Here is a 15321-nt window from a genome sequence, read left to right as displayed (position 1 = left end):
GTCGCGCGCAGCGCGAGCGGGGTGGGGCCCACGGGGACCGCCTCCATGGAGAGACTGTCACCCCACCTCGTCTCACATTCGCTACGCTCATGTGAGCCGATCCTCCGCCTCCAGGGGAGGATGGGCACCGCGCGTGCTGCGCGCGCCTATGCCCTCCGCTTTGAATCCCTTGGATGCAACATCGGCTCGGCTTGCGGGGTTGGCAGGATTAAGGTTATCGCCGCTTGGGAGGCGCCTGCGGGCTTTGGGCCGTGGACCTGGTCGCGCCTTCCGGGCGATACTAACCCTTTCTTAAGGCTGTCATTCCCGGCAGCCGCCACTCGTGAAGCGTGAGATGCAGCCGGCCTGATGACGCGTTCGGATTTCCAGTTGCGAGGGGTGGACGATCCGCGGCTGGCCGTGCATGCGACCTCTGCCCTGCCGGTCTGGCTGTGGTCGACCGACGGCGCGCGCGTGCTGTGGGCCAATCCGGTCGGCGCGAAACTGTTCGGCGCGGCCAACAGCGCCGGCCTTGCGGACAAGGTTTTCGGCCCCGCCGACAGCCATCGCCGCCAGGTCGTCAGGCTCGCCCCCCAGCTGCCGGCGAACGGCGCGGTGCGGCTGCAGCGGCTGCGCGGCTTCGGCGCCCGGTTAGGGGCGCTGATGACCTGCGGCTGCGCGCGGCTCGACTTTGCCGACGGCAGTCACGCCGTGCTCGTCATCGCGATGGACCCGACGCTGCGCACCATGCCCCTGGTGGAGCGGCTGCATCGGCTGGTCGCCGGCGCCAAGGTGCCGATGGCGGCGTTCGCGCCGGACGGGCTGTTCGTCGGCGCGAGCGAGGCCGCGCGCCCCCTGCTCGGCTTCCGCGATCTGCTCGAGGCCGGCCTCGACCGCGCCCGCAGCGATGCGCTGGCAACCGGCCGCGCCGCGACGCCGATCGGCATCGGCCAGATGGTGCTGCAGCGGGTCGGCAGCGGCGCCGATGTCGGCCTGGTCGCGCTGATCGAGCCGGCCGCCACCACGGCGGCGCGCGAGGCCGCACCCGACGTGACGCCCGTGCCGCCTTCGGACGCGGTGCCGGAGGACGCACAGCCTGCGCCAGACGAGGCACCGTCTCCGATTGCGCTGTTCGACGCATTCGCCGAACCGCCCGCCGAGACGATCGCGCCCGCGCCCGAGCCGGTCGTCCCGGCGGCGGCTGACGCGGCGGCCAAAACTCCGGTTGAAAACCAGCCGCAAGCCATTGCCTCGCCACAGCCCGCGCCGATCAATGCAGGCATGGTCGAGCCGACTTCAGACCAGCAGTCGGGCCAGCAAGAGCCGCCCGCACCGCGTCAGCATCCGCTGCGCTTCCTCTGGCAGATGGATGCCGAGGGCCGCTTCGTGCTCGGCTCCGACGACTTCATCCGCCTGATGGGCACGCACACCGCCGCCGGCTTCGGCCGCCCCTGGCGCGAGATCGCCGAGGAATTCTCGCTCGATCCCGAAGGGCGCGTGGCGAAGGCGCTCGAAAGCAAGGATACCTGGGCCGGCATCACAGTGAATTGGCCGGCCGACGGCGGCGAGCACATTCCGGTCGAACTCGCCGGCCTGCCGGTCTACGACCGCAACCGTGAGTTCGCCGGCTTCCGCGGCTTCGGCGTCTGCCGCGATCTCGACGCGCTCAACCGGCTCGAGGCGCTCAGGCGCTTCGAGCTGCTCGTCGAGCCGCCCGCACAGGATCGCTCCACTGAGGCCGTCGCGCCAGAAGCAGAGGCCGAGCCTGAAGCGGAGGCGGAAACAGAGGCGGAGGGCGAAGCAGCGGCGGCGCCGCCGATCGCACCATCCGAGCCCGAGCCGCAAGCCGAACCCGACCTGCCAGACCCCACAAGCGAGACGACTTCTCAATCAACCGAACTGGACACGCCCGTGGAAACGCCTCCCAATGTCGTGCCGTTCCGCGCCGCCGGCGATACGCGGCCACCGACACTGACGCCGGTCGAGAACAGCGCCTTCAACGAGCTCGCGCGGCAATTGTCCGAGCGGCTCGAACGCAAGCGCGAGATCATTGCGACCGACGCGGCCGGACCAGTGGCGGAGATCAGCGCCGAAGCGCCCGAGCCGGAGCCGCCGCAAGCCGCAGCCGAATGGCTGTCCGAGCCGGCACCGCCGCCGCGCGGGATGAGCGCGCGCGACCGCACGCTGCTCGACCTGTTGCCGACGGGCATCCTGATCTACCGGCTCGACCGCCTGCTCTACGCCAATCCCGCTTTCCTCGCCCGCATGGGCTATGACGGCCTGAACGCGCTGGAGCATGCCGGCGGGCTGGATGCGCTCTATGTCGAGCCGGGCGTGTCGGCGGCCAGCAGCACCTCGCAAGGCGGCACGCCGGTCACGATCAGCGCGACGGCTCCGAATGGCGAAGCGCCGCCGGCGACGACGGAAGCGCATCTGCACACGATCGAGTGGGACGGCGACGGCGCGCATGCGCTGATCTGCGCGCTGACGCAGGCGACACCGATCGTCGCGCCTGCCGTCGCAGTGACCGTTGCGGCCGCAGAGCCTGAGGCCGCGGACGCCGAGCCCGCGGCGGGCGAAGCCGAGGCCGAGGATCTCGCCGCGATCCTCGACACCACGGCCGAGGGCATCGTGATGTTCGATGCCGAAGGCAACATCCACGCCTGCAACCGCAGCGCGGAGGCGCTGTTCGGCTATGACGGCGAGGCGCTGCTGCAGCAGAACCTGCTGACGCTGTTCGCGCCCGAGAGCCAGCAGATCGTCGCCGACTATCTGCAAAGCCTGAAGAGCCAGGACATTTCCAGCCTGCTCGATCACGGCCGCGAGGTGCTGGGCCGCGAGAAGAAGGGCGGCGTCATTCCGCTCGCGATGATCATGGGCCGCACCCGTCCCGAAGGACCGAACTTCTTCGCCGTGTTCCGCGATCTCTCGCAGGCCAAGAAGGGCGAGAGCGAATTGACGAAGGCCCGCCGGCTCGTCGACGGCGCGGCCAACGCCAAGGCCGACATGCTGGCGCGGATCAGCCACGAGATCCGCACGCCGCTCAACGCCATCATCGGCTTCGCCGAGGTGATGATCTCCGAGCGCTTCGGCGCGCTCGGCAACGAGCGCTACGGCGAATACATGAAGGACATCCGCGCGTCCGGCGAGCGCGTCATCGCCATCATCGACGACCTCCTGGAGCTGTCGCGGATCGAGACCGGCAAGCTCGACCTGAATTTCGCGAACTTGAACCTGAACGATTTGGTCGAGGCCTGCGTGACGGTGATGCAGCCGCAGGCCAACCGCGAGCGCATCATCATCCGCACCTCGCTCGCCCATGCGCTGCCGCAGGTGAGCGTCGATGCGCGCGCGATGCGGCAGATCACCATGAACCTGATCTCGAACTCGATCCGGCTCGCCAGCGCCGGCGGCCAGGTCATCGTCTCGACCGCGCTGACCGACCGCGGCGAGATCGCACTGCGCATCCGCGACACCGGCCATGGCCTTTCCGAACGCGAAGTCGCCGCCGCGATGGAGCCGTTCCGCACCCCGCCGCCTGGCGATGCCGCCGACAGCTCGGCGCTGAGCCTGTCGCTGACGAAAGCGCTGGTCGAAGCCAACCGCGCCCGGTTCAACATCAAGAGCGCCGGCCACGGCACGCTGATCGAGGTGGTGCTCGCGCCAGTGCTGGCGGGGGCGTAGGCTCCGCCGACATTGCGAGCGCAGCGAAGCAATCCGGGCTGCCGCCGCGGAAAGATTCTGGATTGCTTCGCTGCGCTCGCAATGACGTGCGGCAAGAGCGGTGCGCCCCTTACATCGCCCTCACGCCGCGCGGACCGTCTCCAAGAACCTGCTCACCTCGATCTTCAGCCGGCTGCTGTCGTTCGACAGCGATTGCGCAGCGGACAGCACCTGCGAGGAGGCAGATCCCGTCTCGGTGGCGCCCTGGCGCACGCTGGAGATGTTGGCGCTGACCTGCGTGGTGCCGGCGGCGGCGCTTTGGACGTTCCGCGAGATCTCGCTGGTCGCGGCGCCCTGCTCTTCCACGGCGGCCGCGATGGTGGAGGAGATCTCGGACAGGCGCTCGATGGTGCCGCCGATGGTCTTGATCGCACCGACGGAATCTTGCGTCGCGACCTGGATGCTCGAGATTTGCTGACCGATGTCGCCGGTCGCCTTCGCGGTCTGCTCGGCCAGCGCCTTCACTTCCGAGGCCACCACGGCAAAGCCGCGTCCGGCTTCGCCCGCGCGCGCGGCCTCGATGGTGGCGTTGAGCGCGAGCAGATTGGTCTGGCCGGCGATGGCGTTGATGAGCTCGACCACGTCGCCGATGCGCGCGGCCGCCTTGGACAATTCGCTGACGCGATCGTTGGTCTGCCCGGCCTGGGTGACGGCCTCGCCCGCCATGCGCGCGGAGGCCTGCACCTGACGGCTGATCTCGTTAACGGAGGCGGTCAGCTCCTCGGCGGCGGACGCCACCGACTGCACATTGGTCGCCGCTTCCTCGGACGCGGCCTCGACCAGCGTGGCAAGCTCGGTCGAGCGGCTGGCAGTCGTGGTCAGCGACGTCGCCGAGGCCTCGAGCTCGTTGGCCGCCGACGACACGGTCTCGACGATCTCGCCGATCGCACCTTCGAAATCGTCCGCCATCCTGATCATGTCGGCGCGGCGGCGCTCGGCGGCGAGCTTGTCCTGCCTGATCTTCTCTTCGGCCTCCTCCTGCGCCTTCCGCTCGGCGTTGATCTTGAACGTCTCGACCGCTTGCGCGATCTCGCCGATCTCGTCGGGCCGGCCGAGGCCGGGAAGAACGACGGCGAAATTGCCGTTGGCGAGCTCGATCATCGCCGCGCGCATCGCGGTCAAAGGCCTCGAGACCGAACGTCCGATGAAGATGCCGAGGCCGAGCACGCTCGTCGCAATCAGCGCGATCGCGACCGCAATCCAGAACTGGATGCTGGTGCGCTCGGCCTCGTTGAGACGGTCGGCATCGGCGCGGATGCGGTCGACCGATGTCGAGATCTGCTCGATCACCGGCTCGACCGAAGCGAAGGCCTCCGACATCGCCTTCGATTCGGCCGCCAGCTTCAGCGCGGTCTCCATCCAGGCGGAGAAGTCGCGCTGATAGTCGGCGAGCTTCTGGCGCAGCTCGGCCTTGGCGCCGTCGGCAATGGCTGCCGCGTCGAGGCTTGCGGCAAATTCGGACGCGCGCTTCTTCATCTCCTCGCCATATCTGGCGTTACGACGCAGCATGAAATCCTTCTCATGCCGGCGCATCATCAGCATGATCACCTTGAGCTCGGAATTCTGGAACTGGTCGACCTGGCTCTCGATACCGTGGACGGAAGCGCGCAGGCGGCCTTCGAGCCCGGACTTCTCGTCGAGGCCGAGCCGCTGTCGTTCCTCGACCACCGCGGCGAAGCGGGCCTGATAGGTCTTCAGCGACGCATTCATCGCGTCGATCTTCCGCGCCAGCTCGGGCTGGCCGAGCGCTGCGATCTTGCCGCGCAGCGTCTCGATGTCGAGCGCCGCCTGCCGGCTGATGTCGACCTGTCGCTGCGCCCTGGCCGGATCGCTGCGCAGCAGAAAATCCTTCTCGGCACGGCGCGCCTCGAGCAGCTCGACCGCGATCCTGTCGTTCAGCTCGAACACGGTGCGCGCATCCTCGGCCGCGTCGCGATAGACGCCCATCGTCCGCTCGCCGTAGAGGTGAATGCCGCCGATCAGGACGACGCCGATGACACCAATGACGCCGATCGCGGTGATCTTGTGAGTGAGTCGCAGGGAGAGAAGCCGCATCGTGAACCCAGCTGGTGGAGAGCGATGCGGTTGATGAAGCGATATTCGGTGAAAGCTTCCGTTAATTTGCGGATACGTACTAATACGTGCGTTCGTAAAAGTTTCGCCTTTGTGCACGGTCGGGTGCACAAGCAGGTTCCGAAACGAAAAACATCCCTCTTGCCGAAAAAGACGAGCCGACTTGGGTCAACTCGACGACAAACCACCCTCGACCTCGGCGGACAGAAGAACGGACATGATTTTCTGTCCCACTGGCGAGGCGAGTTTGCCCGCGGACAGAACCACCACGCCATTGCTCGACGGAGCGTTTGCACCGTTTTGAACCCAGCTCTCAAACCCCATCCACGAGCTGAATCCCGGGACGCCGCCATCTTTCGACAGAACACGTCCCGCCGCGCCGGTGATTTTCGGAAAGAACCATCCAATTCCGACCGTGGGGCCCTGCGACTGCACCTGGCAGGTGCCCGTCGTACCGCATTTGGCGCGGGCCGGGCCGGCTCGCTGCTGCGTCTGCAGGATAGCGAATTCCGCCGGTGAAGGCTGCAACTGGCCCATGTTGTAGAGCAGCCATTGCAGCATGTCCGAGGCGCAGCTGACGATCGACCCGCTGCCGAACTCCATCGGTGGGCACGGCAAATAGCTCTGACCCACCTGGAAAGGCTGCGTCCCGTCATACCCACAGGCCATGCCGGGAACTTGGCCCGTCGTGAACAACGCCGTGCTGCCCATGCCGAGATCCGCGCACAGCTCGGCGAGTTGCGCGTTGTACTCGTCATAGACGTCGACGTAGGTGTTCTGCGGGTTGGCGCCGGCAATAGCCAGGAGAGACCAGGCAAGGTTCGAATACGTGTAGCACTGGCCCGGCGGACAGATCCATGCTGAGTGCTGTCCGCTGTTGAACCAAGCGACGAGCTCGGTGAAGTTCTGCAAGTTGCTGGGCGGGCAGAATTGTCCCCGTGGATCGGGAGGCTCGCCATTGTCCTGCGGGAACCCCGACGCATAAGTGACGATGTCGGCAACCGGAATCCCGCTTATCGCTGTCGGCAGCGAAATCGAGGGCATGCAGGATCCAACCGTATTTCCATCATACGTGCCCTGAAGAGTGTAGAAAATTCTGGATGTGAAAACCTTCGAGATGGATCCGATTTCGAACAGGATATTCGGCAGCTGCGCAGGGTCCACGACTTGATGGTTCGAGTCCCAGACTGCAGTAGAGGGAGAGAAGAACTTTGCGGAGGGAGCGCCGGACCCGTCAAAGTCCGTGAAGACGTAGACTGCCATCCCCATGTAGTCGCTGACGGCGGCATCTATGATGCTTTGGATCGCCGAGCTCGGGTCCGAAAAGGCCATTGGCGCCTCCCCATTGCAGCTGCATCGCAATCAAGCTCTAGCATCTTTCGCTGCAGTTGTCTTTATTAGAATGGCACCGTAGAGGTTGATCGCGTAATTTGATCGTGAAGAGCGCAGCACGTTGCCGCGCAGCGCTCAAAAAAAAGCACGGCGCCTGCGGCGCCGTGCCCTTTCGCATTGCTGCGTCCTGGATCAGTGATAGATCTCGAACAGGCCGGCGCCGCCCTGGCCGCCGCCGATGCACATCGTCACCACGCCCCACTTGGCCTTGCGGCGGGCGCCTTCCTGCAGCAGATGGCCGGTGAGACGGGCGCCGGTCATGCCGAAGGGATGGCCGATCGCGATCGAGCCGCCGTTGACGTTGTACTTGGCGGGATCGATGCCGAGCTGATCGCGGCAATACAGGCACTGGCTGGCGAAGGCCTCGTTGAGCTCCCACAGATCGATGTCGTCGATCTTGAGGCCGGTGCGCTTGAGGAGCTTCGGAATCGCGAACACCGGGCCGATGCCCATCTCGTCCGGCTCGCAGCCGGCGGTGGCCCAGGCGACGAAGCGGCCGAGCGGCTTGAGGCCGCGCTTCTCGGCGTCCTTGGCTTCCATCAGCACCACGGCGGCGGCGCCGTCGGAGAGCTGGCTGGCATTGCCGGCGGTGACGAACTTGCCGGGGCCCTTCACCGGCTCGAGTTTTGCCAATCCTTCCATCGTCGTTTCGGGGCGATTGCATTCGTCGCGATCGACGGTGTAGTCCACGATCGACTCGGCCTTGGTCTGCTTGTCGACGACCTTCATCTTGGTCTTCATCGGGACGATCTCGTCCTTGAACTTGTTCGCCTGCTGGGCCGCCGCCATGCGGCGCTGCGATTCCAGCGAGAACTCGTCCTGATATTCACGGCTGAGCTTGTAGCGCTCGGCGACGATATCGGCGGTGTCGATCATCGCCATGAAGATGTCGGGGGCGACCTTGAGCAGTTCCGGATCGACCGATTCCTTCGGCGTGGCGCCGCCGGGAATCGAGATGCTCTCGACGCCGCCGGCGACGATGCAATCGGCGCCGTCGGAGCGGATCGAATTGGCGGCCATCGCGATGGTCTGCAGGCCCGACGAGCAGAAGCGGTTCACCGACACGCCGGCGGTGGTCTTCGGCAGCCCCGCGAGCAGCGCGGCCTGGCGGCCGATGTTCGGCGCGCCATGGGCGCAATTGCCGAGATAGCAGTCCTCGACATAGTCCTTCTCGACGCCGGCGCGGTCCACCGCGTGGTGAATGGCGTGGGCCGCGAGCGACATCGGCGGCGTGATGTTGAACCCGCCGCGGCCGGATTTCGCCAGGCCCGTGCGCGCATAGGAAACGATGACGGCTTCACGCATTGTTTTCTCCCTTGTCGAACGATTTGGAACGGAGCGTCCTAGCGCCATTGGTACACAAAGTCAGGAGGTCGCGGGGAAAATAAAACGCCGCCTCCGGTGAAGGAAGCGGCGTTGTTCCGCGGGTCGGAATATATGTTGCTCGTCATTCCGGGGAGGCTCGAAGAGCCGAACCCGGCATCTCGAGATCCTCAGGTGCGCAGGTGCGCACCGTAGTTCAGCCCCGGACTGAGAGTGGGCTTCAGAACGTCAGCGCCTTGGCCTGCTTGACCTGTGGCAGGGCCTGCACCTTGGCGAGCACGTCGGCCGGCACCACGCCGTCGACCTCGACCAGCGCAATGGCATCGCTGCCGGGGGCGACGCGGCCGAGATGGAAGGTCGCGATGTTGATCTTGGCGTCGCCCAGAAGCCCCGCGAACTTGCCGATGAAGCCCGGCTTGTCCTCGTTGGTGACGTAGATCATCGACTTGCCGAACTCGGCGTCGACGCGGATGCCCTTGATGTCGACGAGGCGCGGCTTGCCGTCGGCATAGACGGTGCCCGAGACCGACCGCTCCTGCCGCTCGGTGGTGACCGTGACGGTGATCAGGCTCTCATAGTCGCTCTGGGCGGCGCGGACGATCTCGTCCACCACCATGCCGCGCTCCTTGGCGACGACCGGCGCCGACACCACGTTGACCTCGCCCAGCATCGGCCGCAGCAGGCCCGACAGCACCGCGGAGGTGATCGCCTTGATCTTCATCTCGGCGACGTGGCCCTCATAGGTGATCTCGACCTTGAGGATGCCGCTCTCGGTGAGCTGGCCGGCGAACGAGCCGAGCTTCTCGGCGAGCGCGATGAACGGTTTCAGCTTCGGCGCTTCTTCCGCGGTGATCGAGGGGAAGTTGACCGCGTTCGAGATCGCGCCGGTGAGCAGGTAATCCGACATCTGCTCGGCGACCTGCAGCGCGACGTTCTCCTGCGCTTCGGTGGTGGAGGCGCCGAGATGCGGCGTGCAGATCACGTTGGGATGGCCGAACAGCACACTCTTGGTCGCGGGCTCCTCGACGAAGACGTCGAAGGCGGCACCCGCAATGTGCTTGGCGTTGAGCGCATCGACCACCGCCTGCTCGTCGACGAGGCCGCCGCGGGCGCAGTTGATCAGGCGCACGCCCTTCTTCATCTTGGCGATCGCGGCCGCGTCGATGATGTTCTTGGTCTTCTCGGTCAGAGGCGTGTGCAGCGTGATGAAGTCGGCGCGCTTGAGCAGATCGTCGAGATCGACCTTCTCGACGCCGATGTCCTTGGCGCGCTCCGGCGACAGGAACGGGTCGAACGCGATCACCTTCATGCGCAGGCCGAGCGCGCGGTCGGCGACGATCGAGCCGATATTGCCGCAGCCGACGACGCCCAGCACCTTGCCGGTGATCTCGACGCCCATGAAGCGGTTCTTCTCCCACTTGCCGGCCTGCGTCGAGGCATCGGCCTGCGGGATCTCGCGGGCGAGCGCGAGCATCAGGGTGATGGCGTGCTCGGCGGTCGTGATCGAATTGCCGAACGGCGTGTTCATCACGATGATGCCCTTGGCCGTCGCGGCCGGGATCTCGACATTGTCGACGCCGATGCCGGCGCGGCCGATCACCTTCAGCCTGGTCGCCTTCTCGAGGATCTTGGCGGTCGCCTTGGTCGCGGAGCGGATCGCAAGGCCGTCGTAATTGCCGATGATCTCGGCTAGCTTGTCCTTGTCCTTGCCGAGATTGGGCTGGAAGTCGACCTCGACGCCGCGGTCCTTGAAGATCTGCACGGCAGCGGGCGAGAGCGCGTCGGAAATGAGAACTTTGGGTTTGGTCATGGGGATGATCCGTGGTGCGTGCTGCATTTACGGCACGTCATCCGCGGGCAAAAGCGCGAAGCGCGTCTTCGGGCTAGATATCCGCGGATCCATCTCTCTTGATTGATGGATGGCCGGGTCAAGCCCGGCCATGACGAGGATTGGGTTTGCTTACGCCGCCTTCGCGAGCGTGGCCTTGGTCTCGGCGAAGGCCCAGTCGATCCACCGCGTCAGCAGCTCGACGTCCTTTGCTTCCACCGTGGCGCCGCACCAGATGCGCAGGCCGGCCGGCGCGTCGCGGTAATAGGCGAAGTCGTAGCCCGCGCCTTCCTTCTCGACGAGGGCCACCAGCTTCTTGCTGAACTCCGCCTGCGCGTCCTCGGAGAGCGAGGTGATCGCGGGATCGGTGAACTTCAGGCAAACCGAGGTGTTGGAGCGGATCGAAGCGTCCTTGGCGAGGAAGTCGATCCAGGGCGTCTTCGCCTTCCAGTCCGCCAGCACCTTGGTGTTGGCATCGGCGCGCGCGATCAGCGCCTTGAGACCGCCGATCGACTTGGCCCAGTTCAGCGCATCGAGATAATCCTCGACGCAGAGCATCGACGGCGTGTTGATGGTCTCGCCGACGAAGATGCCTTCGTTGAGCTTGCCGCCTTTGGTCATGCGGAAGATCTTCGGCAGCGGCCAGGCCGGCTTGTAGGTCTCGAGCCGCTCCACCGCGCGGGGCGACAGGATCAGCATGCCATGCGCGGCCTCGCCGCCGAGCGCCTTCTGCCAGGAGAAGGTGACGACGTCGAGCTTGGTCCAATCAAGGGCTTGCGCGAACGCGGCGGAGGTCGCGTCGCAAATGGTCAGGCCTTCGCGGTTCGCGCTGATCCAGTCCGCGTTCGGAACGCGCACGCCCGACGTGGTGCCGTTCCAGGTGAAGACGACGTCGGTCGTGGGATCGACCTTCGACAGATCGGGGATCTCACCGTAAGCCGCATTGAGCTTGGTGACGTCCTTGAGCTTCAATTCCTTGACGATGTCGCTGACCCAGCCCTCGCCGAAGGATTCCCAGGCGAGCGTGGTGACGGGCCGTGCGCCGAGCAGCGACCACAGCGCCATCTCGACCGCGCCGGTATCGGAGGCCGGCACGATGCCGATGCGGTAATCGGCGGGGACCTCGAGCACTTCGCGCGTCAGGTCGATCGCGAGCTTGAGCTTGGTCTTGCCGATCTTCGCGCGATGCGAGCGGCCGAGGGCTGCGTCCTTGAGATTTTGGGCGTTCCAGCCGGGGCGCTTGGCGCAGGGGCCGGAGGAGAAATGCGGCACGGTCGGCCGCGAAGCGGGCTTCGCTACAGTCATGATCTACCCTTCCAGATAGTAAGCCTCCCGTTGGGGGGAGGTGTCCCGCCGCGGCTGATACGGGAATCGGGAAGGTCCGTCAAGGAAGTTCCGGGGCCTCACGCGCCAGTGATGGCGCTTCCGGTGCAATATCGGGGGATTCGACAACAGCGAGAGCATTCAGCAAGTCCGTGGCATCGCTGATCAATTGCGCCGCCTTGCGGCGGCTTCCGACCTTCAAAATGCATTTGTCATTGGCCTGCACGACGTAGTCGTTGCCGACCTTGATCATCGAATAGCTTGTCATTGAAATGTCCCAACCGAGCGAGCCCGGTGTCAGATGCCCCCGTAGCACCGTTCGTTCCTTCATCAATGTGAACGACGGAGCGGTAGTTTACCGGCTCTTAACACGACCGAATGAAAAGCCCGCTTTTCGCCGGCTGCGCAGCGCTCGCGTCGCGCTGCCTCAAAAGCGGACAGTCATGCCGACGTGACTCGCCGCAAAGCCGAGCCGCTTGTAGAAGCGCTGCGCATCGACGCGCGTCTGATGCGTGAGCAACTCGACCAGATTGCAGCCGCGCGCCTTTGCTTCCGTCACGGCCCATTGCACCAATTGCTCGCCGATGCCGCGGCTGCGACACTCGGTGGCAACGCGAACATCCTCGAGCAGGCCGCGCGATCCGCCTTGCGAGCTCAGGCCCGGCAGGATCGCGAGCTGCAGGCAGCCGACCACCCTGCCCTCACTCTCGGCAACCACCAGCGTCAGATTCGGATCGCGCGCGATCCGCGCGAATGCGTCGTAATAGGCGGCCGGCAACGGATCCTCCACGCGCTCGCGCGCGCGGCCGAGATGATCGTCGGCGAGCATCGCCACGATCGCGGCGACGTCCTCGCGGCGCGCGGGACGGATAGAGACGGCTTCGGCATTCATGTCAGGCGACTCCGCACCTCAGCGCGCCGGCGGAAGGCCGAGAAACGCTTCGACCTCGCCGATCCAGCGGCGGACGGAGGCATGGCGGTCGAGGTCGAAGCCGCCTTCATGGGCAACGCGCGTATAGGCGAGCAGCGACACGTCGGCCAGCGACACCTCGTCGCCAGCGAAGAAGCGGCCGGCGGCGAGATGCTGCTCCATGCGGTCGAGCGCCGCATAGCCGCGCTTGACCTTTTCAGGATCGAGCTCGGAGGCAGCCTTGCCGAGATAGACCATGAGGAAGCGGCACACGGCGATATAGGGCTCGTGGCTGTACTGCTCCCAGAACAGCCATTCGTCCATCTTGGCCGCCGTGAAGGCGTCGCGCGGAACCAGCGCGCTGTCGCGGGCGAGATAGCGGATGATGGCGTTGGACTGCGCCAGCGTGCGGCCGTCGTCGAATGCGACGGTCGGCACCTGGCCGGCGCCGTTCATCTTCAGGAATTGCGGCGTGCGCGTCTCGCCCTTGCGGGTGTCGATCTCGATCCACTGGTAGGGCAATGCGAGCTTGTCGCAGACCCACTTCACCTTGAGACAATTGCCGGAATTGCTGTCGCCGTAGATCTTCATCGCTGCCGCCCCGTTTTCGGGACGACAGAGCATCAGGACGAAGCGAAGCTGTCAACAAGAAGCGGACGGCTCAGAACTTGTAGCCGAGGCCGAGGCGCGCGTTGTTCAGCGTCACCTGCGTGTTCATGACGGGAGAGAATCTCACATATTCATATTCGATGCGGGCGAACAAGCCGTCCCAAACGCAGTATTCGAGCCCGAGGCCGGCGGTCCAACCCACGGCGTAAGTGTTGGTCCTGTGCTGACCTTGCGTGCCCGACTGCGCAGGAACCGGGCCCCACGTTCCAAGTGTCGTCGTGGTGTTGCCGAAGAAATCCGTCGTCGTCGTGTCCTGTCGCATCGACACGCTGCTGGTCACGGTGCGCGACACGTCCATTCGCCCGACGGCAGCGCCCATGAAGGCATAGGGCATGAAGCTGCCGCCGTCCCAGCCCACACGGCCGCGGAGCGTCACCATGTCCTTGACCTGTGCCGCCGCGGCACCCGTCAGCGTGACGGCATAGTTGTTGGTGACGCCGGGAGCCCGCACCTCACCAGGCGGGTTGACGATGACGAGCGAGTTGGTTCCCGACGTCAATGTCGCCATATCGTTGAAGTAGCTGTAGGTGCCCTCGAGACTGAGAACGGCATCATACCATTGCCAGTTGCGGCCGACGAAGCCACCGAAATTGGTGCTTTGAGTGTTGGTCTTGTTCAGCAGCGACCACGTCGAGGTCGGCCCCTGGAGTACGCTGTCGCGGAAGATGTAGTTGGTCAGTCCGACCACGCTCTGGCTGAAATCCGTGGCATCTGCGGTATAACCGCCATGACCGCCGACATAGAAGCCATTCCAATTGACGGAGGTCTTCGACAGACCATCGGCGAAGCCGCCGCGCAGCACGGGCAGGTCCGGCATGTCGGCCGCTTGCGCGGCAGACACCGTCCCCAACATCGCCGCTGCCAACACCAGCCTACGCATCACCACGCTCCATCGGACTCGAACTGTTGCGATGATCATCGCCTGTTAACCTTAACCAATGGTTGCGCCGGGCGCCTTCGCCGCTATTCGCCATGAAAAATACGCAAAGCAAAACGGCGCGGGATGATCCCGCGCCGTTAAGAAGCCCTAACCGATCAGGTTGCGATCAGCCCTTGGTGACCAGCGGCGGCGGCACGTAGGCCGGCGGGCTGTTGAGATCCCAGCGCACGCCGAGCTTGACGTCGTGCGAGGTGATGTCCCTGACCTTGATCGTGGTCGGGCCCGAGGCGCTGTTGTCGAACAAGCGGTAGTTGCCGGGCGCGGCATCGCCGAGGTTCATGTAGCTGTAGGCCAGTTCGACGGTGAAGCCGGGATTGACCTTGTAGGCAAGACCGGCGTGAGCGGCCCAGGCGAGGTTCCACTTTCCGTTGTCGGCGAAGTAGGCGACGCTGTTGTTGAGCAGCGGGCTGTAGGACACGCCGTCGTCGCGGAAGCCGCTGAGCTTGTTGTAGGAGCCGCCGACGCCCGCGCCGATGAACGGCGTGACGCACCACCAGGTGCCGAGGTCGACATAGGCGTTGGCCATTACGAGCCACTCGGACTTGCTGCCGCTGTAGTTGTTGACGCCGACGAAGCCGGGTCCCACGACATTGTCGCTACCGTGCAGATTGGCCTTGCCCCGGTACTGGCCGATGACGTCGGCGCGGAACCAGTTGTTGAAGCGATAGCCGACGCCGAGGCCGAACAGCGGCGAGGAGTCGAAGCCGAGGCCTTCCGTCGTCTTCGAGTACCCGGCCGGCAGGGCGCTCTCGATGCGCTTGGCGCTCTGGTTGGTCATGCCGATGTCGCCACGCAGATACCAGCCGCCGAAGTCGGCGGGCGGAGCCGGCGGCGCGTACATGGGAGGGGGGGCGGCGATCGGCATATCGGCGGCGAACGCCATCGACGAGATCAGGGATGCCGCACCCGCGGCAAGGAGAGACTTAACGCTACGCATTGGCTTCGTCCTTATGGCCGGTGAGGCTGAATACGAGCGCCTCACGTTCTGGAAACTCACGGGGGGACGATGCCAGCAAATGTTTAAGCGCCACTTAACCCTAATTTTTAAGGTTGATTTTTTCTCACCCTACACGCGCGCGCCGTGCGAGCGTTGCAAAAATGCCGCGCCAAATGCGACATCGGCGCCGCATTCCCTAACGATGTGTGAAGCCGCAACGCGGC

The 15321-nt window shown here is 65.3% G+C and carries 11 protein-coding genes; 1 reads left to right on the top strand and 10 read right to left on the bottom strand.

The annotated features are described in order from the left end of the window. Positions 1 to 348: 348 nt before the first annotated feature. Positions 349 to 3663: a PAS domain-containing sensor histidine kinase gene (locus tag P0R31_RS29860; protein WP_275518029.1), complete on the top strand. Its 3315-nt coding sequence runs from the start codon at positions 349 to 351 to the stop codon at positions 3661 to 3663. A 120-nt stretch (positions 3664 to 3783) separates the two neighbouring features. Here the strand turns inward: P0R31_RS29860 and P0R31_RS29855 are convergent, their stop codons facing one another. The 10 genes from P0R31_RS29855 to P0R31_RS29810 form a co-directional block, all read right to left on the bottom strand. Next, on the bottom strand, positions 3784 to 5757 hold the full coding sequence (locus tag P0R31_RS29855) for a methyl-accepting chemotaxis protein (protein WP_275518028.1): 1974 nt from the start codon (positions 5755 to 5757) through the stop codon (positions 3784 to 3786). 186 nt (positions 5758 to 5943) lie between these two features. Beyond that, complete coding sequence (locus tag P0R31_RS29850) at positions 5944 to 7107, bottom strand: serine hydrolase (protein WP_275518027.1); 1164 nt, start codon at positions 7105 to 7107, stop codon at positions 5944 to 5946. A gap of 192 nt (positions 7108 to 7299) precedes the next feature. Continuing rightward, positions 7300 to 8472 (bottom strand): thiolase family protein, encoded by a 1173-nt coding sequence (locus tag P0R31_RS29845; RefSeq protein WP_225132124.1) that lies wholly within the window; start codon positions 8470 to 8472, stop codon positions 7300 to 7302. Positions 8473 to 8710: 238 nt separating this feature from the next. After that, positions 8711 to 10300 (bottom strand): phosphoglycerate dehydrogenase, encoded by a 1590-nt coding sequence (serA, locus tag P0R31_RS29840; protein WP_275518024.1) that lies wholly within the window; start codon positions 10298 to 10300, stop codon positions 8711 to 8713. A 150-nt stretch (positions 10301 to 10450) separates the two neighbouring features. Next, positions 10451 to 11623 (bottom strand): phosphoserine transaminase, encoded by a 1173-nt coding sequence (locus tag P0R31_RS29835; protein ID WP_275518023.1) that lies wholly within the window; start codon positions 11621 to 11623, stop codon positions 10451 to 10453. Positions 11624 to 11702: 79 nt separating this feature from the next. Continuing rightward, positions 11703 to 11909, bottom strand: coding sequence for a hypothetical protein (locus P0R31_RS29830; RefSeq protein ID WP_092029575.1), 207 nt, complete (start codon positions 11907 to 11909; stop codon positions 11703 to 11705). Positions 11910 to 12068: 159 nt separating this feature from the next. Beyond that, positions 12069 to 12533, bottom strand: a complete 465-nt coding sequence (locus tag P0R31_RS29825) for a GNAT family N-acetyltransferase (RefSeq protein ID WP_271538959.1) — start codon at positions 12531 to 12533, stop codon at positions 12069 to 12071. A gap of 18 nt (positions 12534 to 12551) precedes the next feature. Then, positions 12552 to 13142: a glutathione S-transferase family protein gene (locus tag P0R31_RS29820; RefSeq protein ID WP_275518022.1), complete on the bottom strand. Its 591-nt coding sequence runs from the start codon at positions 13140 to 13142 to the stop codon at positions 12552 to 12554. 70 nt (positions 13143 to 13212) lie between these two features. Then, complete coding sequence (locus P0R31_RS29815) at positions 13213 to 14100, bottom strand: outer membrane protein (protein ID WP_275518021.1); 888 nt, start codon at positions 14098 to 14100, stop codon at positions 13213 to 13215. A 166-nt stretch (positions 14101 to 14266) separates the two neighbouring features. Further along, a complete protein-coding gene (locus P0R31_RS29810; protein ID WP_275518019.1) occupies positions 14267 to 15097 on the bottom strand; it encodes an outer membrane protein in 831 nt (276 codons plus the stop codon). Between the last annotated feature and the right edge of the window lie 224 nt (positions 15098 to 15321).

Origin of the sequence: Bradyrhizobium yuanmingense (assembly GCF_029167105.1) — a bacterium.
Taxonomy (GTDB): domain Bacteria; phylum Pseudomonadota; class Alphaproteobacteria; order Rhizobiales; family Xanthobacteraceae; genus Bradyrhizobium; species Bradyrhizobium yuanmingense_A.
Note: the sequence above shows the minus strand (reverse complement) of the source record. Positions and strands in the feature narration are given on the sequence as shown.